Source organism: Ensifer sp., assembly GCF_035999135.1.
Classification (GTDB): Bacteria; Pseudomonadota; Alphaproteobacteria; order Rhizobiales; family Rhizobiaceae; genus Ensifer.
Genome location: NZ_DASYGZ010000100.1, coordinates 79,990 through 102,363 on the forward strand (window position 1 = coordinate 79,990; position 22,374 = coordinate 102,363).

Below are 22,374 nucleotides of genomic sequence, written 5' to 3' on the forward strand. Positions count from 1 at the left end.
TGCCTTCAACAGGCGATCGCTGCGACCCGAGACCATAGGAAGGATAGCATCGTGCTGATTTCGCAGATCAGGAACGAAGACGGGACGATCGTGGTTGCAGTGCGCGCGTCCGGTGAAACCGCGCATGTGGTGAAGGGTGCCGCGAGCGTCTATGCACTGGCGCTGGAAGCGGCCAATGTCGGACGCAGCCTGAAGGAAACGATCGAGGCCAAGGGGCTTGGTGCGGCCATCGACCTCGACAAGGCCTATGCGGAAGGGCGCCTGCTGCCGCCGATCACCCATCCGGATCCGGCGCACCTGCACCTGACCGGCACGGGGCTGACCCATCTCGGCTCCGCTGCGACCCGCGACGCCATGCACAAGAAGACGAGCGAGGCGGCGGAGGAGACGCTCACGGACTCGATGAAGATGTTCCGCATGGGGCTCGAAGGCGGCAAACCGAACAGCGGCGAGACCGGCGTTCAGCCGGAGTGGTTCTACAAGGGCAACGGCACCAGCGCGGTTGCGCCGGGCTCCGCGCTCGTTTCGCCCGCCTTTGCCGAGGATGGCGGCGAGGAACCGGAAATGGCCGGCATCTATGTGATCTCGGACAAGGGCGTGCCGTTCCGCATCGGCTTTGCCGTCGCCAACGAGTTCTCCGACCACAAGACCGAGCGGGTCAACTATCTCTGGCTCGCCCATTCGAAGCTGCGCCAGGCGAGCTTCGGCCCGGAAATCCGCATCGGTGTCGCCCCTGAAGATATCCGCGGCATGTCGCGCATCCTGCGTGGCGGCAAGGTGCTGTGGGAGAAGCCGTTCCTGTCGGGCGAAGCCAACATGTCGCACAGCTTTGCCAATCTCGAGCATCACCATTTCAAGTACGGCCTGTTCCGCCAGCCGGGCGACGTGCACGTGCACATGTTCGGCACGGCGACGCTGTCGTTCGGCGACGGCATCCGCACCGAGGAAGGCGACGTGTTCGAGATCGAGGCTTCGGACTTCGGCTTGCCGCTTCGAAACGCCCTCGCCATCGCCGCCGACGAGCCGGTCGCCATCCAGCAACTCTGATCGCAGCGCCGGCGCGTGACGCCGGATTGCGCGGGACGGAAGGAGCCTTACGCCATGACATTGCACCAGAACCTGATTGCCGGCGAATGGGTCGGCGGCGACGGGGTCGCCAACATCAACCCGTCCAACACCAACGACGTGGTCGGAGAGTACGCCCGTGCGTCGGCCGACGATGCGCGTCTGGCCATCGCCGCTGCCAAAGCGGCCTTTCCCGCCTGGTCGCGCTCGGGCATTCTCGAGCGCCACGCGATCCTCAGAAAGACCGCCGACGAGATCCTTGCCCGCAAGGACGAGCTCGGAAAACTGTTGTCACGCGAGGAAGGCAAGACATTGGCCGAAGGCATCGGCGAGACGGTGCGCGCCAGCCAGATCTTCGACTTCTTCGCCGGCGAGTGCCTGCGGCTGGCGGGCGAAGTGCTGCCATCGGCAAGGCCCAACATTGGTGTCGAGATCACCCGCGAGCCAGTCGGCGTCGTCGGCATCATCACGCCCTGGAACTTCCCGATCGCCATTCCCGCCTGGAAGATCGCGCCGGCGCTTTGTTACGGCAACACCGTCGTCTTCAAGCCGGCCGAACTGGTGCCGGGCTCCTCCTGGGCGATCGTCGATATCCTCCATCGCGCCGGCCTGCCGAAGGGCGTGTTGAACCTCGTCATGGGCAAGGGCTCGGTCGTCGGCCAGGCGATGCTCGACAGTCCGGATGTGCACGCGATCACCTTCACCGGCTCGACCGGGACGGGCAAGCGCGTCGCGATGGCCTCGGTCGAGCACAATCGCAAGTACCAGCTGGAGATGGGCGGCAAGAACCCCTTCGTCGTGCTCGACGATGCCGATCTCAATGTTGCGGTCGAGGCTGCGGTCAATTCCGCTTTCTTCTCCACCGGCCAGCGCTGCACGGCGTCGTCGCGCATCATCGTCACCGAGGGCATCCACGACCGTTTCGTTGCCGCCATGGGCGAGCGGATCCAGGGGCTCGTCATCGACGACGCCTTGAAGGCCGGCACCCAGATCGGCCCTGTTGTCGATGAGAGCCAGCTCAACCAGGACACCGACTACATCGCCATCGGCCGCCAGGAGGGCGCCAAGCTCGCCTTTGGCGGCGACCTCCTGAAGCGCGACACGCCCGGCTTCTACCTGCAGCCGGCGCTCTTCACCGAGGCGACCAACCAGATGCGGATCTCCCGCGAGGAAATCTTCGGGCCGGTCGCAGCCGTCATCCGCGTTCGGGATTACGACGAGGCGCTTGTTGTCGCCAACGATACGCCCTTCGGCCTGTCGTCGGGCATCGCTACCACCAGCCTCAAGCACGCCACCCATTTCAAGCGCAATGCCGAGGCCGGCATGGTGATGGTCAACCTGCCGACGGCGGGCGTCGACTTCCACGTACCGTTCGGCGGTCGCAAGGGCTCGTCCCACGGCTCGCGCGAGCAGGGGCGTTATGCCGCCGAATTCTACACCACCGTCAAGACGGCCTACACGCTCGCCTGAAGCGCGCCGTCACAGGCCCGCGTGATGGCGCGGGTCGCATAAGGAAGGACAACATGAAGAAGAAAGCTGAATGGCCGCGCAAGCTGCGGTCGCAGGACTGGTTCGGCGGCACCGGCAAGAATGCCATCATGCATCGCTCCTGGATGAAGAATCAGGGGCTGCCGGCCGACACCTTCGACGGCCGGCCGATCATCGGCATCTGTAACACCTGGTCGGAGCTGACGCCCTGCAACGCGCACCTGCGCGATCTCGCCGAGCGGGTGAAGCGCGGTGTCTACGAGGCCGGCGGCTTCCCGGTCGAGTTCCCGGTGTTCTCCGTCGGTGAAAGCACCCTGCGCCCGACGGCAATGATGTTCCGCAACCTTGCGGCCATGGATGTCGAAGAGGCGATCCGCGGCAATCCGGTCGATGGCGTCGTGCTGCTCGGCGGCTGCGACAAGACCACGCCGAGCCTTTTGATGGGGGCCGCCAGTGTCGACATTCCGGTCATCCTCGTCTCCGGCGGGCCGATGCTGAACGGCAAGTGGCGCGGCAAGGACGTCGGCTCGGGCACGGCGATCTGGCAGTTCTCCGAGATGGTGAAATCCGGCGAGATGTCGCTTGAGGAGTTCATGGATGCGGAGCAGGGCATGGCGCGCTCGGCCGGCAGCTGCATGACCATGGGCACGGCCTCGACCATGGCATCCATGGCGGAAGCGCTTGGCATGACGCTGCCCGGCAACGCGGCAATTCCTGCGGTCGACGCCCGCCGCCGGGTGATCTCGCAACTGTCAGGCCGTCGCATCGTCGACATGGTGAAGGAGGACCTGAAGCCTTCTGATATCCTGACCAAGGAAGCCTTCGAGAACGCCATCCGCGTCAATGGTGCAGTCGGCGGTTCGACCAACGCAGTGCTACATCTGCTTGCGCTTGCGGGCCGTATCGGCGTCGAGTTGAGCCTCGACGACTGGGATCGCCTTGGGCGTGACGTGCCGACGATCGTCAACCTGCAGCCGTCGGGCAAGCACCTGATGGAAGAGTTCTATTATGCCGGCGGTCTGCCGGTCGTGATCAAGGCGGTCGGCGAGATGGGCCTGCTGTACAAGGACGCGCTCACCGTTACCGGCGAGACCATCTGGAACGGCGTCAAGGATGTGGTCAACTACAACGACGACGTCATCGTGCCGCGTGAGAAAGCGCTGACGAAGTCGGGCGGCATTGCGGTGTTGCGCGGCAATCTCGCGCCGAAGGGCTGCGTGCTGAAGCCGTCGGCCGCTTCGCCGCATCTGATGCAACACAAGGGCCGCGCGGTGGTGTTTGAAAGCATCGAGGACTACCACGCCCGCATCAACCGTGATGATCTCGACATCGACGAGACCTGCGTGATGGTGCTGAAATATTGCGGTCCGAAGGGGTATCCCGGGATGGCCGAGGTCGGCAACATGGGTTTGCCGCCGAAGGTGCTGAAGAAGGGTGTCACCGACATGATCCGCATCTCGGATGCGCGCATGTCCGGTACAGCCTATGGCACGGTGATCCTGCATACGGCACCGGAGGCCGCCGACGGTGGCCCGCTGGCGCTGGTGCAGAACGGCGACATGATCGCCGTCGACGTGCCGGCCCGTACCATCCATCTCGACGTTTCGGACGAAGAGCTTGCTAGACGCCGCGCGGCCTGGGTGTCGCCGGTCAAGCCGCTCAAGGGTGGTTATGCCGGCCTCTACGTCAAGAGCGTGATGCAGGCCGACACGGGTGCGGATCTCGACTTCCTCGTCGGCCCGCGCGGCGCGGAAATCCCGATGAACCGCGACAGTCACTAGCACTGTCGCCGCGCGAGCGGAGTGTCCGCTCGCGCTTTCGGCCCTCACGCCCAGCATGGGTCATCACAGACGCGCAAAGGTCGCCGTCGCACCCGGATTGCGGTGAGACGTCCCGGGCGCCGGCGTCGACGGCGCCACTGCGAGCTGACAAGGTTCGGCGCCCCCGCAAGCGTTGTCGCGGTACAGGGATGTAACCGCTGCGTTGGCACTGGCCCGCGACCGTCTCCATGGTCAGCCCTCGTCCGCTGGCGTGTTCATCGTCCCTTACCTCCGAGTAACCACTTACCGCTCGGTGCCTATTGGCGTCGCAGCCACGCCGTCATAGTTTCCCCCGCGGCGTTGCGCGCCTGCAGGCTGCGCGGTTGCGGCCGTCAGCCATTTTGCGGCAAGATGGAACAGGCACCTTGGCTTGATCGTCTGAGCAAGGGCCGTGTCGGAACCCATGAACGACAGGAGTGAAACAGCGTGCCGTTAACAGATCTCATCGATACCTATTGTGCCGCCTGGTCGTCGGAGGACGCTGAGCAGAGACGGGCGTTGCTGGTGCCAATCTGGGCCGATGGCGCAACGTATACGGATCCAACGGTTCATGCCGCCGGTGTAGAAGAGCTGCTCGCACACATCGCCGGCATTCAGTCCAAGCATCCGGGCGCGCGCATTACACGGACAAGCGACGTGGACGTTCACCACGGGATCGCACGTTTCGCCTGGCGATTTGTGATGCCCGACGGAACATCCTTTCCCGAGGGTCTGGACATCGCATTCCTCGATCCCGCCCAGACGCGCATTACGCGCATCATCGGCTTTTTCGGGCCATTGGCGAGCCTTGCACCGTCGCGCGTCGCGTCAGACGCGTAGGTCGGTCCAGAACTTTGAACGGCTGCATGTCCTTGAATCGGCCAGGACCAGGAAAGCCTGCTGGTAAGTCGGCCGAGCCTGAGAGCGATCATGCGTACCGCATTCGGTGCGGTGATCCGGTCGGCCGTGTCGTCGTTTCGAAAAGGCACGCATCCGGTCGCATCTTCGCCTTGCGTTATCCACACCGGGCAAAACCCTCCCTTTCCGGCTGATCTGCTGCAACCGACGGCAATTCCTGAACGTATCCCCTTTTGCCGGGGCCATTCCGGCCCTGAGCCTGAAAAGGAGGACGATCATGCGGAGAAATGTTCTTGCGTTGTCGCTCGGTCTTCTTGCGACGGTGGCGCTTGCTGCGCCCGCACTTTCGCAAAGTGCAAACGGTCTCGGTGTCGGCGTGTCCGTCGGCGGCCCGAGCGGGTTGAATGCCAATGTGGGTCTCGGCGGCTCGAACGGCCTTAAGGCCGACGTCGATGCGTCGCTTGGCGGCGCAAACGGGGTCAATGCCAACGCTAACGCGTCTGTCGGCGGTTCACAGGGCGTCAATGCCGATGTGCGGGCGAGCGCCGGCGGAAGCGGCGGCATCAACGCCGATGCCGATGTCGGTCTTGGTGGCGGTAAGGGGCTGAATACCTCGGTCAATGCCAGCGTTGGCGGGCGAAGCGGCCTGAATGCCGGTGTCACGGCGAATGCTGGTGCCGGTAGCGGTGTCGGGCTTGGGCTCGGCCTCGGCCTTGGAACCGGCTCGGGCGGCGGGAGTTCCGGTGGCGGCGGCAGCGTCGGTGGCGGCACGGGCGGCGGCAACGGCGGCGGTTCGGGCGGCGTGACTTCACCGCGCGCGTCGATCGCCGCGTTCAATGCGCTGCCCGCCGGCGAAAGGGTGAAGCTGATCAAGCGGTGCCGCGATGTCGTCGGCGGCGGCTATGACAGCGGGCTGGTTTCGCTCTGCCGCATCCTGCAGGCAAGCGCCTCCCGGTAACTCCCAAGCTTCGGTCTGGGTGGACGGGACGCGCGCTCGCGCCCCGTCGATGGCGGCTACTGACTTTGCGACTGGCTCTGGCTTTGCTGCTCTTCGACCGTCACCGATACCTTCAGCGTCTCCTTCGCCTCGCCATGGATGAGACCGGAAATGGGGGCGGCATCGCGATAGCACAGCCCCGAGGCGATGCGGACATAACGATCGTCCGGGCAGATCTTGTTGGCGGCATCAAAACCGACCCAGCCGAGCCCGTTGAGGTGCACCTCGGCCCAGGCATGGCTTGCGGTCTGCTCCGGGTGGCCCTCCATCATCAGGTAGCCTGAAATGTAGCGGGCCGGCAGGTCGAGCGAGCGCGCCGCCGCAATCAGGATATGGGCATGGTCCTGACAGACGCCCTGGCCGCTTTCGAGCGCGTCTTCGGCGGTGGTCTCCGCGTGGGTCTCGCCGGGCTTGTATTCGACCGCCCCGTGGATCGTCGCCATCAGTGCGTGCATGCGGGCAAGGTCGGTTTCGCCCTCCGCCGACTTGGCGAGTTCGCGGATCAGTTTGCCCGCCTTGGTGAGCGGCGTTTCGCGCGCAAAGAGCCAGAGCGGCACGTAGGACTGGTGCGGCCCGAACACGCCGGCGCGATCCTCTGTGTGCAACTCGCCCGAAGCGGTGATGCGGATCGCCTCGCGGTCGCCGTCGATGCTGACGAGGTGAACCCGATTGCCGAAGTGGTCGTCGTAGCTGACTTCGATCGCAGCACCGTCGACGAGCGTCTGCCAGCCGAGCACGGTCTGGCCGGCGAGCGTCAGCGGCGTCAGCCGCAGCCGCTGCAGCGCGTACTGCACGGGTTCATCATAATGATACTCGGTCGTGTGGCTGATCTTCAGGTGCATGCCATCCTCCCGAGCCTAATAGAATCGATAACCGTCGGAGATTTCCTGCCCCAGACGGTTGTTGTGGCTGATGAAGTCCTCGAGATACTCGTGCAGCCCCTGATCCATGATGTCCTTGATCGACTGGCTGCGCAGCGACGCGAGCGTGCGGTCGGCGGTTTCGTGGGCCGCGTGGCGTTCGCCATATTCCCGTTCGAGATAGCCGAGGTTGCTGGCGATCTTCTCGTAGCAATAGGCGAGCGAGCGCGGCATGCGGCCGTTGGAAATCAGGAAGTCGGCAATATTGGCGGGGCGAAGCTCGGCGTCATAGACCCAGCCATAGGCGCGATGGGCCGAGACCGAGCGCAGGATCGATTCCCACTGCACGTTGTCCATCGACGAGCCGACGGCGGCGACCGCAGGCAGGAGCACGTAATACTTCACGTCGAGGATGCGGGCAGTGTTGTCGGCCCGCTCGATGAAGGTGCCGATGCGCGAGAAGTTGAAAATCTCGTTCCGGAGCATCGTGCCGTGGAAGGCGCCGCGGATCAGTCCGGCGCAGCGCTTGATCGTGTCGATGATCTCCGGCATGTCGGTCGGACGCGCCTTCTTCGAGAGCATCGCCTTCATTTCCAGATAGCACTCGTTGGTCGCTTCCCAGGTCTCGCGCGTCAGCGCCGTGCGCACCATGCGGGCGTTGTGGCGTCCCGCCTCGATGCAGGACATCACGCTCGACGGGTTGGCCCGGTCGCGCAGAAGGAAATCGATCGCGTCGATGCTCGTCAGCGTTTCGTGCACCTCGTCATAGAGTTCGCGCACGCCCGCACTTTGCAGCACGCCGTCCCAGTCGCCTTCCGTCGCCTCGCTGCGGGTCAGCGCCATGCGCAGGCCGGCGTCGATCAGCCGGGCACTGTTTTCGGCGCGTTCGATATAGCGGAACATCCAGTAGAGGCCGTTTGCAGTTCTTCCCAGCATCTCTCAGTCCTCCAGCACCCAGGTGTCCTTGGTCCCGCCACCCTGGCTGGAATTCACGACGAGCGAACCGGCTTTCAGCGCCACGCGCGTCAGGCCGCCGGGGATGATCTGGACCTTGTCGGAGACGAGGACATAGGGGCGAAGGTCGACATGCCGGGGCGCAATGCCCTTGTTGACAAGGATCGGCACGGTGGAAAGCGAGAGCGTCGGCTGGGCGATGTAGTTGGCCGGACGGCTTTTCAGTTTTTCGGCGAAGACGGCGCGTTCCTTGCGCGTCGCCGTCGGGCCGACCAGCATGCCGTAGCCGCCGGAGCCGTGGACTTCCTTGACCACCAGCTCTTCCAGGTGCTCGAGCACATATTTCAGGCTCTGCGGCTCCGAACAGCGCCAGGTGGGCACGTTTTCGAGCAGCGGCTTGCGGCCGGTATAGAACTCGACGATCTCGGGCATGTAGGAATAGATCGCCTTGTCGTCGGAAATGCCGGTGCCGGGTGCATTGGCAATCGTGATGTTGCCGGCCCGGTAGACGTCCATGATGCCGGGAATGCCAAGCGCTGAATCCGGCCGGAACGTCAGGGGATCAAGGAAGTCGTCGTCGACGCGGCGGTAGAGCACGTCGATCGCCTCGTAGCCGCGGGTGGTGCGCATCTTCACCTTGCCGTCGATGACCCGCAGGTCCGACCCCTCGACCAGCTCGACACCCATCTGGTCGGCGAGGAAGGCGTGTTCGTAGAAGGCGGAGTTGTAGATGCCAGGGGTCAAGACCGCGACGCGCGGCTTGCCGCTGCAGCCGGGAGGGGCAAGCGACGCGAGGCTCTGACGCAGGAGATAGGGGTAGTTTTCGACCGGGCGCACGCGGTTCTGATGGAAGAGTTCCGGGAACATCTGCATCATCGTTTCGCGGTTTTCCAGCATGTAGCTGACGCCGGACGGGGTGCGGGCATTGTCTTCCAGCACATAGAACTGGTCTTCGCCGGTGCGAACGATGTCGGTGCCGACGATGTGGGTGTAGACGCCGCCCGGCGGACGGAAGCCGATCATCTGCGGCAGGAAGGCCACGTTCTTTTCGATCAGTTCGCGCGGGATGCGGCCGGCGCGGATGATTTCCTGCTTGTGGTAGATGTCGTCGAGGAAGGCGTTGAGGGCGATGACCCGCTGTTCGATGCCTTGGGCGAGCTTGCGCCATTCGCGGCCGGAAATGATGCGGGGGATGAGGTCGAAGGGGATGAGCTTTTCGGAACTGTCTGCGTGTCCGTAGACCGCGAAGGTGATGCCGGTTTTCCGGAAGATGTTCTCGGCGTCCTTGGATTTCGCTATGAGCCGATTTCTGTCCTGGCTGGCATACCAATCATGATAGGTCGAATATGGCTGGCGCGGGCTGCTGTCCGCATTCATCATTTCGTCAAATGCCAAAGGCGTGGTCCCCTTATTTTTGACCATTTGAGTACAACGCTGGTTGCAATGCAAGAAGCGTGCTCAGTCGCGGGACAAGAAAGTTGAAGCCGGCCCCGGCCAGCCATTCCGGGCAAAAACTGCCCAAGGACAGGGCAGCGAGGTCAGGCCTCCAAAAGGGCTGGGCGCGCTGCCGGCCATAAAACATGCACATGCTCTAAAATTGGGCGGCGGACGTTTGAGGATGTGGCTCAGCCGAGACCCAGGCAAGCGATCGCCAGAGCCGAGAGGATGCACAGCACCAGCAGCGACAGCATGGCGGCGGCGCTCGCGCGCGGACCGGCATTTGCGAGAGACCGGATATCCACCTCAAGGCCGAGCGCCGCCATGGCGATGACGGTCAGCCAGGTCGAGACCTTGACCGCACCCGTCGCAACCGTGTCGGGGATCGCGCCGCTGTTGCGGGCAATCGCGACGGCGATGAAGCCGAGGATGAACCAGGGGACGAAGCGGGTGATCGTTGTAAACAGCGATCCCTCCCGCCCGCCTTCCGGATTGAGAGCCCCGGCATCGCGGCTGCCCACCAGCGAGAAGCAGAAGACGACGGGGCCGAGCATCAGCACGCGCACCAGCTTGACCAGCGTTCCGACCTGGACCGAGAGCGAACTGAAGGGGCTGGCGGCGGCCAGCACCTGGGGCACGGCATAGACCGTCAGGCCGGCAAAGACACCGTAGCCCTGTGGCGACATGCCGAGCCAGCCGCCGACGAAGGGCAGGGAAAGAACGACCGCGATGCCGAGGATCGCCGTAAACGAGATGGCGGCGGCCACCTCTTCGCCACGGGCGCCGATCGCCGGGGCGACGGCGGCGATCGCCGAGTTGCCGCAGATGGCATTGCCGCAGGCAATCAGCGTCGCTAGGCGCTTCGGCAGGCCGAGCAGGCGCGCAATCAGGTAGCCGGTCGTAATCGACAAGAGAACCATGGCGACGATGGTCAGGAGCAGGGTCGGTCCGCTTTCGGCGATGGCGTCGAAGCTCAGCATCGCGCCGATCAGCACGATCGCCGCCTCGAGAAGATACTTGGCCGAGAAATGGATGCCGGCCAGGAAGCGGGCGCCCGGCGTCCAGAGCGTGCGGACGATCGCACCGAGCAGGATGGCGAGCACCAGCGCCTCGAGCCACGCTCGACCGGTTAAAAGCCGCTCGATCCATTCGAGGCCGATGGCCGCGAGGGCGACGAGACAGCAGAGGACGAGGCCCGGAAGGATGGGGGCCGTCTGTGCGGCGGCGGATGAACAGGCGGGGCGGGATGTGCGATGCGATCTGGACATGACCGCAACCTACGCCGATCCATGAATCAGTCTAACGGATTGTTCTTGTCATTCTGATCGATTTTTGCGATTGATTGGCCATGACCCTTGATCAGCTCAAGATTTTCGTCGCGGTTGCCGAGCGCCTGCATATGACGAAAGCCGCCGAGGCGATGAACGTGACCCAGTCTGCGGCGAGTGCCGCGATCGCCGCCCTTGAGACCCAGCACGACGTGCGCCTGTTCGATCGTGTCGGTCGCGGCTTGGCGCTGACGGAGGCGGGAAAGACGTTTCTGCCCGAAGCCCAGGCCGTCCTTGCCCGGGCGAGGGTGGCCGCCGCCTGTCTTGCCGACCTGTCGCAGCTTCGCCGTGGCGAACTGTCGATTGCCGCCAGCCAGACGGTTGCAAGCTACTGGCTGCCCGCACGGCTTGCCCGCTTCACTCACGATTATCCTCAAGTCGACGTCAAGCTGACGGTGCGCAACACGGCCGTGGTCGCGGAAGCCGTGGAGGAAGGGACAGCGCAGCTCGGCTTTATCGAGGGCCGCGTCGAAGGGGTGAAGCTCGATCACCGTCGCGTCGCCGTCGATCGCATCGCCGTCTATTCGGCCCCGGGCCATGCGCTCGTCGGTGCCGCGGTCGATCTGGAAAAGCTGCTTGCCGCCCGCTGGGTGCTGCGAGAAGAGGGCTCCGGGACCCGGGCCATGTTCCTGCAATCGATGGGCGATCACGGCGCGGACCTCGATCGGTTGAAGATCGAGCTCGAACTTCCCTCGAACGAGGCGGTGCTGACGGCGGTCGGCAGCGGCCCCTTCGTGACGGCCGTCTCGCGGCTCGCCGCCCAGCCCTTCGTCGACAGCGGGCGGCTGGTTGAGCTGCCGTTCGAACTCGCCGAGCGGAGTTTCGAACTGCTGACCCATCGTGAAAGGCAGTTCAGCCATGCTGCGCGTGCCTTCGTGGAACTGCTTTGAGGCAAGCGCATTGTTGGTTGCAGTGACAACAGGGGCGTTTCGCCGAGTGAGGGAGCGATGACCTTCGAAATCGTGGAACGGCCGGCCGAGCGCATCGCCGGCGCCTTCTGGGAGGGAACCTTCGGCGAGGCGGCCGATGGCGCCGTGCGGCGGCTGATCTCCGACATGCAGGCGCATCACCAGCATCTCCATCCCGGCGATCATGCGACGCTCGTCGGCATCTCCTGGAACGACCGGCCGGATGGCTTCCGTTATCTGGTCGGCTATGTCGCGAACAAGGCCGAGGCGACCGTACACCCAGGATATGTCGACCTGCCGGCGATGCGGTTCGTCACCGCCCGGCATCGCCCTGAAAGCGGCGACGTCTTTGTGCATTACCAGAAAATGTTCGACTGGATGGCTGCCGAAGGGCATGCGGTCGATACCGCCCAGATGCACTATCGCGAGGAGTATGAACCGGGCTTCGTCTCGCTGTCGCTGTCGTCGCTCAGACTGATGGTTCCGATTGGCTGATCCATTCCATCAGAAAAATTGCTTTGACCATCAGCGCTTGCGCAACTACTTGCGTGATGGCTCACTTCACCAGGGTCTGAGCTGAAATCATTCGGCAGATCAAAGCATTACAGCGACATTGCGCCGCCTTTGGGCGGTTGGCTGTAGGCCACCGATCCGCCCGCTGCCCGGATATCCCCATGCTCGCGCGTCTCGCCCCCGCCATCTTCGTTCTACTTTGGTCGACCGGCTGGGTCGTGGCGAAATACGCCGCCGCCTATGCCGATCCCCTGACCTTCCTGGTGTTGCGCTACACGCTGGCGATCGTGCTCTTCATCCTGTTTTGCGTCGTCACCGGCGCCAAGTGGCCAAAGTCCTGGACAATGGCTGGCCACGCTGTGATCTCGGGCATGTTCCTGCACGGCCTCTATCTCGGCGCCGTCTGGTGGGCGATCGGTGAGGGTGTGCCCGCCGGCATTTCCGGCATCATCGCCGGCCTGCAGCCGCTGATGACGGCGGTGGCCGCGGCTTTCGTCATCGACGAGAAGCTGAGCGTGCAGCAGAAGCTCGGTCTGGTGCTCGGCTTCTTCGGCATCGCACTTGCCGTTCTGCCGAAGGTATTGGCGATCGACACCGGTGCGACGCCGATCCATATGCTGCCTGTTGTCGTCAACGTGCTCGGCATGGCGGCCGTCACCTATGGAACGCTCTATCAGAAGCGCCACCTGCAAGGCGCAGACATTCGCACTACCGCGGCCCTTCAGTATCTCGGCGCGCTGATCGTGACCATTCCGCTGGCGTTGATGCTGGAAGACCTGCACGTGACCTGGAACCTGCAGGTCGTGCTGGCGCTCGGTTGGTCGGTGCTCGGGCTTTCGATGGGGGCGATCGCGCTTTTGCTCTACCTCATCGGGCGCGGCCAGGTGTCGCGCGCCGCCTCGCTCATCTATCTCGTGCCGCCGCTTGCCGCGGTACAGGCCTGGATCTTCTTCGGCGAGGCGCTGACGCTGCCGATGGTCATCGGCACGGTGATTGCCGTGGCCGGCGTCTATCTCACCAACCGCAAACCACAGGCATGACGCCTGTCGCGGCCGTTCTGCGATAACGACAGACGAACGACCAAAACAAAAACGGCGGGTCGAAACGACCCGCCGCTCATAATGGACCTATGGCTGAAGATCAGCCCTGGTGGCCGCGGTTGCCGCCGTTACCACGGCGCTGGCCCTGGCCGCCGTCGCGACGCTCGCCGCCGCCACGGTTCTCGTTGCGGCCGCCATGGTTGCGGTCACGACGCTCGCCTTGCTTCTGGCCCGGACGTCCGTGGTGCTTCTTGCCCTCGTGGTTGCGGTTGCCTTCGCCACGGCCGTCGGTCTGCGGATGACCGTGGTCGCGGCGCTGCGGGCGGCGCTCGTCGCGCAAAAGGTCGTCACCGGTGAAGCCGCTGGTCGCGGCAACCGGCTCGCCGGCCGGGCGCTCGCGGCGCGGGGGACGGCCGCCATTGTGGTTCTGGCCGCCGCCATTGCCCTTGCGATGGCCGGCGCCATTGCTGCCACGGCCGCTGCGGCCCTTGGACGGGCGCGCCTGGTCGGCCGGCGCTTCGCCGCTGGCCACGGCAATGTTGATGCCCATCAGCTTCTCGATGTCGCGCAGCAGGCGGATTTCGTCGGGCGCGCAGAAGGCAATCGCGATGCCGTCGCGGCCGGCGCGGGCGGTGCGGCCAATGCGATGAACATAGGCGTCCGGCACTTCCGGCAGGTCGTAGTTGTAGACGTGGGTGACGCCGGGGATGTCGATGCCGCGGGCAGCGACGTCGGTGGCGACAAGAACGCGGATCTCGCCGTCACGGAAGGCCTTGAGCGCGCGCTCGCGCTGGCCCTGGCTCTTGTTGCCATGGATCGAGGCGGCCTTGAAGCCGACGTGGTCGAGATGCTTCATCAGCTTCTCGGCGCCGTGCTTGGTGCGGCTGAAGATCAGCGACAGGCCGTCCGGGTTCTCGGTCAGCGTCTTCTTGAGGATGGTCGTCTTCAGGTCCTTGCCGGGAACGAAGTGAACATACTGTTCGACCTTGTCGGCGGCCTTGCCCGGAGGCGTAACCTGCACCTTGACCGGGTCGGTCAGGTACTCGCCGGCGAGTTCGGCGATCTGCTTCGGCATGGTGGCCGAAAACAGCAGCGTCTGGCGGTTCTTCGGCACCAGCTTGGAGATCTTGCGCAGGTCGTGGATGAAGCCGAGGTCGAGCATCTGGTCGGCTTCGTCAAGCACGAGGTAGCGGCCCTGGGTCAGGGTCACAGCCTTGCGGGCGACGAGGTCGAGCAGGCGGCCGGGGGTGGCAACCAGGATGTCGACGCCGCGGGCCAGCTGCTCGGTCTGCTTGTTGATCGAGACACCGCCGACGACGACGCCGATTTTGAGCGGCGACTTCTTGACGAACAGCTTGAGGTTGGCGGCGATCTGGTTGACCAGTTCGCGGGTCGGGGCGAGCACGAGTGCGCGGATGTTGCGCGGATCGGGGCGCTTGCCTTCGGCGACGAGCTTTTCGATCATCGGCAGGCCAAATGCGGCCGTCTTGCCGGTGCCGGTCTGGGCGAGACCGATGAGATCGTTGCCCTTCAGTACTTCAGGGATCGCCTGGGCCTGGATCGGGGTCGGCTTTTCGAAGCCGTTGGCAGACAGGGTCTCGAGAATGTGCTGGGAGAGGCCGAGATCTTTAAAGGTGGACAAATGCATATACCTTTTGGGGGCGCCAAACGCATTCGCCGGAACCGCGTTGTTGCTGTTCCGGTGTCGTTCGGCGTCAAGAACCCCGCGTGAATTGGGAACTTGTGGGTTGAATTAAGTCGTCAAGCGCCTGTGCTGTGCCGCCTGTTGCGGCGATATGTGCGCTATACCTTCTTCACGGCTTTCAGTGCTTGCCGAGGGCGCGCTCACGCGGCGGCCGGAAGGTGACGCTGGGCACCATGTCGTCGTTTTCGCCCGAAAAGTCAAGGTGCATCTTTTCGCAGGTGCGAAATGAGGGCTACTCCAACGCGAGATCGAAGTCGGCAACGGCCGCTTCCTGACCGTTGACGAGCACGACGATCCGGTGGCTGCCTGGGTAGTAGCGGCGGGTGGTGATGGGCCGGATCGCGTGGCGTTTCTCGATTTCGATCCACGCGCCGGGGGCGAGCATCGTCGACGTCCATTTGAAGACTTTCGGTGACGTGGTGCCATTCGCCTTGCGATGATGCACGGCGTAATCGATGATCACCTTCTGGCTTGTGTCTGCATCGTGGCTGACGGCGAGGCGCAGGTTCAGGCTCTCGCCAAGGATGATCTGCGACCGATCCAAGACGAGCCTCGCATCGATGCCGGCAGGGGCGGCAAAACCGAAATTCGAGAGGGCCGCGGGGTGGCCTTGCTTCAACAGAGTGCGCGAGGCATGGCGCAGGAGTTGGCGACGCTCCGGCGAAGCGGTGCCGATATGTCTTGCGACGAAATCGACCACGATGTCCGGGTGATCCTTGGCGATGTCGTTGAGGCTGTTGGCGACCGAGCGGCGCACATAGTCCTCGGGGTCGTCGATGAGTGCTGTCAGGATCGGCAGGATCGGGCCGGGGTCACGGATGAGCTTGGGCAGACGCATAGCCCAGGGCAGGCGGGGACGCGTGCCTTCGCTGGCGAGCCGCCGGACATGGTGGTTGGCGTCGGCAACCCATCTGCTGATCGTTTGAAGGGCACGCTCCTGGTCACGGTCGATGAAGACGCGAATGCCGAACTCGGCGGTGAAGTGCGGCGTCAGAACCTTGAGCATCGACAAGGACAGGTCGAAGTCGTCAAGGCCGCGCAAGGCGATGTACTGGCTGACGGGCAGAAGCGACCAGCCACTGAGCCCGGGCGTGTGATCGTTGGGCAGGCAGCTCGCCAGGACGGGTGCAGCCAAGGCAAAGCGCTGCGGCAAGGTCTCGACCAGCGCGTCGCGGATCTGAAGCGAGCGTTGCATCAGTTCGAGTGCTTCCAGGCCGTCGCCCGCAAGCGCCTTGAACCTCACGCCGTCGAAGTTCGCGGTGTTGCTGCCGATCGCGTCGGCGATGGCTGTGACGACGCCGGGGTGCAGCAGGTTCTTCAGTGGTTCGGCCATCGACGCCCTGTCCTTCAGTTCGGTTTTCCGGAGATCTTCTGACCATCGGTGAAATGCTGCACCAGCATAACCGCGCTGATCGTCGCCGCATAAGGGGCGAACTCCGGGTCGACACGCACCCGTTCGCCAGCCGACTGGGCCGCCTCCAGCGTCTCCCATTCGACGAGATCGGCAAACATTCCCGATGTTTCGCAACTGTCGACGGCGCGCCAGGAAATAAATCCGGGATAACGGGAGACTGCCTGCATCGCCCGCTGCCGGGTCGCCGTTGCCGCCGGCTTGTCGAGAACGATGCAGACGGCAAGTTCGAGGATGTGGTCGTTGGTCATCTCAGGCTCCAAGTCAGGCTCCATCTCATTTGCCCTTGATCTAGCACAGGGCTACTGACAGCCTTATGGCCATAGCCGGCGACGGCCCGCTTGTGCGGCTTGATCGGCGGCTATAGCCCTTGGATACCCCTGGAAAGGATGGAAGGCTGCCATGAGACCTGCCGACCGGCTGTTTCGCATCATCCAGCTCATGCGCGCCACCGGGCGGGCAATGACGGCGCGCGAGATCGCCGAGAAGATGGAGGTGGCCCAGAGGACCATCTATCGCGACATGGAGCATCTGATCGCTTCCGGTGCGCCGATCGACGGTGAGCGTGGGGTCGGGTATCTCCTGCGCGGGGCTTTCGACGCGCCGCCGCTTGCCTTCACCTTCGAGCAGCTTGAAGCGCTCGCGTTTGGAGCCCGCGCGGTGCAGATGCTCGGCGACGGTAGGCTTGCCCAGGCCGCCCGCGAGGCGATGGAGAAGATCGCCCACGGACTGCCGCCCGACCATCGCCAGCGATTGACGGCTGCACCGCTTCGCGCCTTTCGCTCGGCGCTGCAGCCGGAGCCGCCGGCACTGCTTGGCGACCTGCGCCAGGCAATCGCCGAGCGGCGCAAGCTTCGTCTTCAGTATGACAGCCTCAAGGACGAACACACCGAGCGGACGATCTGGCCGCTGGGATTGAGCGTCTTCGGTCACTTCTGGCTGCTGACGGGCTGGTGCGAGCTGCGGTCGGATTTTCGCGATTTTCGCGTCGACAGAATCAGTGCCGTTCACGTCGAGCGCGAGCGTTATGAGGCCATGGCCGAGCGCAGCTTCGAGGCCTATCTCGCCCGGATGTGATTGGTTTCAGCTGCAAATAACTCGTGTTGAATGTTGATCGTCGCGGAACCGAACCGGCCCTTGTGCGTTTCTTTTACAGGGCCACTTCGGCCCGCCACGATCCACAGCCTACACTGGGAGATAATCGTGCAGAACCGGACATGGATACTGGCCGCGGACGGCAACACCGCGCGCATCGTCAAGGGCGTGAACCTTCTGAAGGAAGATCGCCAGCGGCCGGACGAGGAGACGTTTCACACCGAACCGAAGCGGGTTCAGGAGATCATGGCCGACAAGCCCGGCCGCTCGCATTCATCCGTCGGCCACGGCCGCTCGGCGATGGAATACAAGAGCGATCCCGTTCGCGAAGAGCAGCAGCGTTTCGTCGCTGACGTCGCCGAACGCCTGGAAAGCTACGCCGCCGACCGTGCCTTCGACAGCCTGGTGATCTGCGCGGCGCCGCGCACGCTCGGCGACCTCAGAAAGCAGCTTTCTGCGCATGTGAGAGATCGAACCGTCGCTGAAATCGATCGCAACTGCGTCGCTGCGACGACCGAACAATTGATCGCCACGGCCCGGGCGGCCGTCTTTCCCGCTTAGATCATGTCGTCGTTTCATCGAAACAGTGAAATGATCTAACTCTCTTATCACGCAATTCCGGACGGAGAACCACTTCGAAAATCTCCCGGAATTGCTCCGAGCGCGGCCGTGCTGAAACGCCCGTTTGCGCGGGCGAGGCGTCCCGTCAGAAATCCGTCGGGACGCCGCCCTCGGCCTTGCGCCGGGCGACAAAGGCGTCGAGTTCCTCTTCGATTGCCGGATCGAGCGGCGGGCGCTCGTATTCGTTGAGCTTCTGCTTGAAGATCCGGTTGGCGTGATCGTAGGTGGTCGGACGCCCGGCTTCCGTCCAGGTCTCGAAGTTGCGCCAGTCCGACAGGATCGGCGAATAGAAGGCGGTCTCGTAACGCTGCAGCGTGTGCAGCGTGCCGAAATAGTGGCCGCCGGGACCGACATCACGCACGGCGTCAAGGCCGAGCGCATCCTCGCTGACGTCGAGCGGGGTCAGGTACTCCGCCACCATCTGCAGCATGTCGACATCGAGAACGAACTTTTCGAACGAGGCGGTAAGCCCGCCCTCGGTCCATCCGGCGGCATGCATGACGAAGTTGCCGCCCCCTTGCGTCAGGGCCCAGAGCGACATGGCGGACTCGTAGGCCGCCTGCGCGTCGAGCGTATTGGCGGCGTTGGTGTTGGAGGTGCGGTAGGGGATATTGTACTTGCGCGCAAGCTGCCCGCCGGCGATCACCGCCTTCATGTATTCCGGCGTGCCGAAGGCAGGCGCACCGGTCTTCATGTCGACGTTCGAGGTAAAGCCGCCATACATGACCGGCGCACCGCGCCTCACCATCTGGGTAAAGGCGATGCCGCAGAGCGCCTCGGCATTCTGCTGGACAAGGGCGCCTGCGATCGTCACCGGGGCCATGGCGCCGGCGAGCGTAAACGGCGTGACCACGACCACCTGGTTGCGAGAGGACATCTCGATGATGCCCTGCAGCATCGGCCCGTCGAGGCGCAGCGGCGAGGAGGTGTTGATGATGGTGAAGAGCGAAGGCTCGCGCTCCATCTGCTCCATCGAGATGCCGCGGCCGATGCGGGCGATCTCGATGCCGTCGGTGTTGCGCTGTTTGCCGAGCGAATAGACGTGGAAGACCTTGTCGGTCAGCTTCACCATGTCCGACAGGCAGTCGAGATGGCGCACGGACGCATGGATGTCGACGGGCTCTACCGGATAGCCGCCTGTGGTGTGCACGATGTCGTAGGATTGCGCGAGCTTGACCAGCTTGCGGTAGTCTTCCTGGTTGCCGGTGCGGCGGCCGCCTTCACGGTCGGCGACGAAGGGGGCACTGGCGATCTGGGCAAAGACGAGGTTGTTGCCGCCGATCTGGACGTTTCGGGCCGGGTTGCGGGCATGCATGGTGAAGGCGGGCGGAGCGTGCGCGATCATGTCGAGGATCAGGCCGCGGTCGAAACGAACCCGGTCGGTGCCTGGCGTCACGTCGGCGCCGGCGGCCTTCATGCGGTCGCGGGCTTCCGGCAGGATGACGTCCATCCCGATTTCTTCGAGGATCGTCAGCGACGCCTCGTGCACCGCTTCAAGCGCATCGTCCGAAAGGACCGTGGACTTCGCCAGCGAATTGACAAGATTGAGATATTTTCCGCTCGGCGATTTGCGGGTCCGTTCTGCGCTGCGCCCGCCAGGCCTGCGCCGCCGTTCCAATGGTGTCGAGGCCGCATCACCCGTTGTTGAATCCGGAAACTGATCGTCGTTCATGAAGGACCCACCGCGTTGCCGATGGGAGTGTGTCGCAGATTCTCGATGGCGATGGCCCGCCATTTGCGACAGTTGAGGCCTCTTGTGAAGAAAATTGCCTTTCGTTCGAGGGGGTCCCGGTCGAACGAGGCTGGCGGTTTCGCCGTCGATTGTGGCCGTCAGGCGGGCCGGTCGCCGCGCAGCATCTCGCGCTTGCCGGCAAACCCCTTGCGCTTTTCGACAAGAAAGCCGGCGGCCTGGAGATTGCGGCGAACGAAGCCCGCGGCCGCATAGGTCGCAAAGCTGCCACCGCGTGTGGTCTTCTCAAAGACCTGCCGCATCAAATCCTGCGACCACATGTCGGGGTTGCGCGAAGGGGCGAACCCGTCGAGGTACCACGCGTCGAAACTGTGCGCGGTGCCCGCAACGCTTTCGAGCGCCGGGCCGCAGATGACCCAGAGCGTGACGGCGTCGTCGAAGTCGATCTGGATGATGCCGTTGCGCTCGCCCGGCCAGCGCTCGACCAGTGCCTGCCGCTCCGCGTCGATTTCCGGCCATTGGCCAAGAGCGCGGGAAATCTCGTCGGCCGCCATCGGAAACCGTTCGAACGACACGAAGTGCAGGCGGTCTCCTGCGGTGACGGTCATCTTCCACTGGCGCCAGGTCTCGCAGAAATTGAGCCCGGTGCCGAAGCCGAGTTCGCCAATCGTGAACGTCCCCGCGCCTGTCCAGCGTTCCGGCAGACCGCTGCCGGACAGGAACACGTGGCCGCACTCCAGCCGCCCGTCGGTGCGGCAATAAAAGTGATCGCCAAACTCCCGGGAATAGGGCATATCGCCCTCGTGCCAATCAAGGCTCTGGTGGTCAGGGGGATCGATCGGGTCTGCTGGTGCTGTCATGGCCAAGGCGATAGTCCGCCGGCCGGAGAAGGTCAATCGATGAGCGAGCTATTGGTCGTCGGCGGCGGCATCATGGGGTTGTGGGCGGCCCTTTGCGCTGCGCGCGACGGCATGTCGGTGCGGCTTGTCGAACAACGGGCGATCGGCGCCGGCGCGAGCGGCGGCCTGCTCGGTGCGTTGATGCCGCACATGCCGGACCGCTGGAACGCCAAGAAACAATTTCAGTTCGATGCGCTGGTCTCGCTGGAAGCGGAGATCGGCGCGCTTGAAGCTTCGACCGGGCTTTCCTGCGGCTACCGGCGCTCAGGCCGGGTCATGCCGCTTGCCAAGCCGCATCTGCGCGATATCGCGCTCGGTCACGAGCAGGATGCGCTTGCACACTGGCAGGCGGACGGCCGGCAATTCCACTGGCATGTACAGGATCAGACGGTGGAGGATTGGCTCAGCGCGGACGCGACCGGGAACGGCGTGGTCTTCGATACGCTCGCAGCAAGGGTGTCGCCGCGCCGCATGCTGGCTGCCTTGCGGGCGGCCCTGGCGCAGTCTGGAAACGTCAGGCTCGACGAGGGTACCGGTGTTCGCGCGATCGACCCGGCGCATGGTCGGGCAGAACGCGAAGACGGTAGCAGCATCACCTTCGATCGTTGCATCATCGCCGCCGGCGTCGGCAGTTTTCCGCTCATCGACGTGTTGTCCGGTCCGCTGAAGGCCAGGAGCGGAACGGCGGTCAAGGGACAGGCGGCGCTGCTGAAAGCGGACATCGATCCTGGGCTGCCGGTGATCTTCACGGATGGCGTCTACATCGTCGCCCATGAGGACGGCCAGGTGGCGGTGGGCAGCACCAGCGAAAACAGCTTTGCCGATCCGCTGTCGACCGACGAGCAGCTCGACGAACTTCTTCGCCGGGCGGCGTCGCTCGCGCCATGTCTTCAGACGGCCCCTGTCATCGAGCGCTGGGCCGGTCTGCGGCCGAAGTCGGCCGGACGGGAGCCGACCGTCGGGCGACACCCCGATCACGAAAATCTCTTCGTCCTGACCGGCGGCTTCAAGGTGAGCTTCGGCATTGCTCATCGCCTTGCGCGCTTCGTCGTCGACGAGATCGCCGGGCGTGCGACGATCGAGATCCCGGAATCCTTCATATGCCGGAATCACATAGCGGCTCTTCGCGAGAAACACCTTTAGGCGATTGAACCACCGTGCCAAATGAAAGGCCCCGCCAGAGCGGGGCCTCGAAGGGTTGGATGATCAGTCGCGCCAGCCGTTACATCCAATAGGGCGGCACGCCGTAATAGTCATAGACTCGACGGCCGTTCTCGGCGTTCCAGTCGTATTCCTCGGTGCCGTGATATTTCGGCGCCCGTTCGACCTGATCACGAGTCACATCAGTGCGATAGCCGCCGAGCCTCTCGTCATAGGTCAGCTTGGCCCATGGCAATGGGTAGTGGTCCTCGCCGATCCCGAGGAAGCCGCCGAAGCCGAGCACTGCATAGGCGACGCGACCGCTGCGCTTTTCGATGATCACGCGCTCGATCGAGCCGATGTGCTTGTCGTCAGCGCCGTAAACCTTCGTGCCTTCGACCTTGTCGCTTGCGATCAGGTCATGGGTTTCCTTGATGCGGGCGTCCTGAAGGTTTGCATTGTGATAGGTCACGCTTCTTCTCCATGCTTGTTGCTACCTCTGGGAAACGGCTGGCTGCCGGGATGGTTCCGAAATTCGCGCCGTTGCGGCCCGGCCGAGGCGCATC

General features: G+C 64.1%; 21 protein-coding genes. 11 read left to right on the forward strand and 10 right to left on the reverse strand.

The features are described from left to right. Positions 1–51 precede the first annotated feature (51 nt). From araD1 to VGO12_RS11905, 5 genes are all read left to right on the forward strand, one after another. Positions 52–1,047 (forward strand): AraD1 family protein, encoded by a 996-nt coding sequence (gene araD1 / locus VGO12_RS11885; RefSeq protein WP_327512951.1) that lies wholly within the window; start codon positions 52–54, stop codon positions 1,045–1,047. A 54-nt stretch (positions 1,048–1,101) separates the two neighbouring features. Next, positions 1,102–2,535 (forward strand): aldehyde dehydrogenase family protein, encoded by a 1,434-nt coding sequence (locus tag VGO12_RS11890; protein WP_327512952.1) that lies wholly within the window; start codon positions 1,102–1,104, stop codon positions 2,533–2,535. Between the two features lie 53 nt (positions 2,536–2,588). After that, positions 2,589–4,334, forward strand: coding sequence for an L-arabinonate dehydratase (gene araD, locus VGO12_RS11895; protein WP_327512953.1), 1,746 nt, complete (start codon positions 2,589–2,591; stop codon positions 4,332–4,334). Between the two features lie 465 nt (positions 4,335–4,799). Further along, positions 4,800–5,192: a nuclear transport factor 2 family protein gene (locus tag VGO12_RS11900; RefSeq protein WP_327512954.1), complete on the forward strand. Its 393-nt coding sequence runs from the start codon at positions 4,800–4,802 to the stop codon at positions 5,190–5,192. 295 nt (positions 5,193–5,487) lie between these two features. Then, the gene (locus VGO12_RS11905) at positions 5,488–6,168 is read left to right on the forward strand and encodes a hypothetical protein (RefSeq protein WP_327512955.1); all 681 of its coding nucleotides are present in this window, start codon (positions 5,488–5,490) and stop codon (positions 6,166–6,168) included. A 56-nt stretch (positions 6,169–6,224) separates the two neighbouring features. Here VGO12_RS11905 and VGO12_RS11910 read toward each other — a convergent pair whose 3' ends face one another. The 4 genes from VGO12_RS11910 to VGO12_RS11925 form a co-directional block, all read right to left on the reverse strand. Further along, positions 6,225–7,049 carry a transglutaminase family protein gene (locus VGO12_RS11910; protein ID WP_327512956.1) on the reverse strand — a complete coding sequence of 275 codons (825 nt, stop codon included), beginning with the start codon at positions 7,047–7,049 and terminating at the stop codon, positions 6,225–6,227. Positions 7,050–7,064: 15 nt separating this feature from the next. Beyond that, entirely contained in the window at positions 7,065–8,003 is a 939-nt protein-coding gene (locus tag VGO12_RS11915; protein WP_327512957.1) for an alpha-E domain-containing protein, read from the reverse strand. A 3-nt stretch (positions 8,004–8,006) separates the two neighbouring features. Beyond that, on the reverse strand, positions 8,007–9,401 hold the full coding sequence (locus VGO12_RS11920; protein WP_327512983.1) for a circularly permuted type 2 ATP-grasp protein: 1,395 nt from the start codon (positions 9,399–9,401) through the stop codon (positions 8,007–8,009). Between the two features lie 245 nt (positions 9,402–9,646). After that, positions 9,647–10,726: a YeiH family protein gene (locus VGO12_RS11925; RefSeq protein ID WP_327512958.1), complete on the reverse strand. Its 1,080-nt coding sequence runs from the start codon at positions 10,724–10,726 to the stop codon at positions 9,647–9,649. A gap of 80 nt (positions 10,727–10,806) precedes the next feature. Between VGO12_RS11925 and VGO12_RS11930 the strand changes: the two genes are divergently transcribed. The 3 genes from VGO12_RS11930 to VGO12_RS11940 all read left to right on the forward strand — a co-directional run bounded on the left by VGO12_RS11930 (position 10,807) and on the right by VGO12_RS11940 (position 13,247). Further along, the gene (locus tag VGO12_RS11930; RefSeq protein ID WP_327512959.1) at positions 10,807–11,676 is read left to right on the forward strand and encodes a LysR substrate-binding domain-containing protein; all 870 of its coding nucleotides are present in this window, start codon (positions 10,807–10,809) and stop codon (positions 11,674–11,676) included. Positions 11,677–11,733: 57 nt separating this feature from the next. Continuing rightward, positions 11,734–12,189: a GyrI-like domain-containing protein gene (locus VGO12_RS11935; protein ID WP_327512960.1), complete on the forward strand. Its 456-nt coding sequence runs from the start codon at positions 11,734–11,736 to the stop codon at positions 12,187–12,189. A 179-nt stretch (positions 12,190–12,368) separates the two neighbouring features. After that, positions 12,369–13,247 carry a DMT family transporter gene (locus VGO12_RS11940; RefSeq protein ID WP_327512961.1) on the forward strand — a complete coding sequence of 293 codons (879 nt, stop codon included), beginning with the start codon at positions 12,369–12,371 and terminating at the stop codon, positions 13,245–13,247. A 100-nt stretch (positions 13,248–13,347) separates the two neighbouring features. On the opposite strand, the gene VGO12_RS11945 is transcribed toward VGO12_RS11940, so the two are convergent. The 3 genes from VGO12_RS11945 to VGO12_RS11955 form a co-directional block, all read right to left on the reverse strand. Next, a complete protein-coding gene (locus VGO12_RS11945; protein WP_327512962.1) occupies positions 13,348–14,889 on the reverse strand; it encodes a DEAD/DEAH box helicase in 1,542 nt (513 codons plus the stop codon). A 295-nt stretch (positions 14,890–15,184) separates the two neighbouring features. After that, positions 15,185–16,285: a DNA alkylation repair protein gene (locus VGO12_RS11950; protein WP_327512963.1), complete on the reverse strand. Its 1,101-nt coding sequence runs from the start codon at positions 16,283–16,285 to the stop codon at positions 15,185–15,187. A gap of 14 nt (positions 16,286–16,299) precedes the next feature. Then, the gene (locus tag VGO12_RS11955; RefSeq protein WP_327512964.1) at positions 16,300–16,614 is read right to left on the reverse strand and encodes a hypothetical protein; all 315 of its coding nucleotides are present in this window, start codon (positions 16,612–16,614) and stop codon (positions 16,300–16,302) included. A gap of 151 nt (positions 16,615–16,765) precedes the next feature. Here VGO12_RS11955 and VGO12_RS11960 point away from each other — a divergent pair, with 151 nt between their 5' ends. Next, on the forward strand, positions 16,766–17,440 hold the full coding sequence (locus VGO12_RS11960; RefSeq protein WP_327512965.1) for a YafY family protein: 675 nt from the start codon (positions 16,766–16,768) through the stop codon (positions 17,438–17,440). A 126-nt stretch (positions 17,441–17,566) separates the two neighbouring features. Continuing rightward, the gene (locus VGO12_RS11965; RefSeq protein WP_327512966.1) at positions 17,567–18,019 is read left to right on the forward strand and encodes a host attachment protein; all 453 of its coding nucleotides are present in this window, start codon (positions 17,567–17,569) and stop codon (positions 18,017–18,019) included. 145 nt (positions 18,020–18,164) lie between these two features. Here VGO12_RS11965 and VGO12_RS11970 read toward each other — a convergent pair whose 3' ends face one another. Together VGO12_RS11970 and mnmD are read right to left on the reverse strand one after the other, a co-directional pair. Beyond that, positions 18,165–19,751 (reverse strand): trimethylamine methyltransferase family protein, encoded by a 1,587-nt coding sequence (locus VGO12_RS11970; RefSeq protein WP_327512967.1) that lies wholly within the window; start codon positions 19,749–19,751, stop codon positions 18,165–18,167. Positions 19,752–19,909: 158 nt separating this feature from the next. Continuing rightward, on the reverse strand, positions 19,910–20,629 hold the full coding sequence (mnmD, locus tag VGO12_RS11975) for a tRNA (5-methylaminomethyl-2-thiouridine)(34)-methyltransferase MnmD (protein ID WP_327512968.1): 720 nt from the start codon (positions 20,627–20,629) through the stop codon (positions 19,910–19,912). Positions 20,630–20,668: 39 nt separating this feature from the next. On the opposite strand from mnmD, the gene VGO12_RS11980 reads away from it, so the two are divergent. Further along, positions 20,669–21,811 (forward strand): FAD-binding oxidoreductase, encoded by a 1,143-nt coding sequence (locus tag VGO12_RS11980; protein ID WP_327512969.1) that lies wholly within the window; start codon positions 20,669–20,671, stop codon positions 21,809–21,811. A 79-nt stretch (positions 21,812–21,890) separates the two neighbouring features. Here the strand turns inward: VGO12_RS11980 and VGO12_RS11985 are convergent, their stop codons facing one another. After that, on the reverse strand, positions 21,891–22,280 hold the full coding sequence (locus VGO12_RS11985) for a PRC-barrel domain-containing protein (protein WP_327512970.1): 390 nt from the start codon (positions 22,278–22,280) through the stop codon (positions 21,891–21,893). Positions 22,281–22,374 lie beyond the last annotated feature (94 nt).

Bases quoted from the DNA above. Each gene is read 5' to 3' on its own strand.
- VGO12_RS11960 (WP_327512965.1), top strand. From the start codon at position 16,766: ATGAGACCTGCCGACCGGCTGTTTCGCATCATCCAGCTCATGCGCGCC.
- VGO12_RS11930 (WP_327512959.1), top strand. From the start codon at position 10,807: ATGACCCTTGATCAGCTCAAGATTTTCGTCGCGGTTGCCGAGCGCCTG.
- araD (WP_327512953.1), top strand. From the start codon at position 2,589: ATGAAGAAGAAAGCTGAATGGCCGCGCAAGCTGCGGTCGCAGGACTGG.
- mnmD (WP_327512968.1), bottom strand. From the start codon at position 20,629: ATGACAGCACCAGCAGACCCGATCGATCCCCCTGACCACCAGAGCCTT.
- VGO12_RS11955 (WP_327512964.1), bottom strand. From the start codon at position 16,614: ATGACCAACGACCACATCCTCGAACTTGCCGTCTGCATCGTTCTCGAC.
- VGO12_RS11905 (WP_327512955.1), top strand. From the start codon at position 5,488: ATGCGGAGAAATGTTCTTGCGTTGTCGCTCGGTCTTCTTGCGACGGTG.
- VGO12_RS11915 (WP_327512957.1), bottom strand. From the start codon at position 8,003: ATGCTGGGAAGAACTGCAAACGGCCTCTACTGGATGTTCCGCTATATC.
- VGO12_RS11940 (WP_327512961.1), top strand. From the start codon at position 12,369: ATGCTCGCGCGTCTCGCCCCCGCCATCTTCGTTCTACTTTGGTCGACC.
- VGO12_RS11925 (WP_327512958.1), bottom strand. From the start codon at position 10,726: ATGTCCAGATCGCATCGCACATCCCGCCCCGCCTGTTCATCCGCCGCC.
- VGO12_RS11920 (WP_327512983.1), bottom strand. From the start codon at position 9,401: ATGATGAATGCGGACAGCAGCCCGCGCCAGCCATATTCGACCTATCAT.
- VGO12_RS11890 (WP_327512952.1), top strand. From the start codon at position 1,102: ATGACATTGCACCAGAACCTGATTGCCGGCGAATGGGTCGGCGGCGAC.
- VGO12_RS11910 (WP_327512956.1), bottom strand. From the start codon at position 7,049: ATGCACCTGAAGATCAGCCACACGACCGAGTATCATTATGATGAACCC.
- VGO12_RS11935 (WP_327512960.1), top strand. From the start codon at position 11,734: ATGACCTTCGAAATCGTGGAACGGCCGGCCGAGCGCATCGCCGGCGCC.
- VGO12_RS11980 (WP_327512969.1), top strand. From the start codon at position 20,669: ATGAGCGAGCTATTGGTCGTCGGCGGCGGCATCATGGGGTTGTGGGCG.
- VGO12_RS11970 (WP_327512967.1), bottom strand. From the start codon at position 19,751: ATGAACGACGATCAGTTTCCGGATTCAACAACGGGTGATGCGGCCTCG.
- VGO12_RS11950 (WP_327512963.1), bottom strand. From the start codon at position 16,285: ATGGCCGAACCACTGAAGAACCTGCTGCACCCCGGCGTCGTCACAGCC.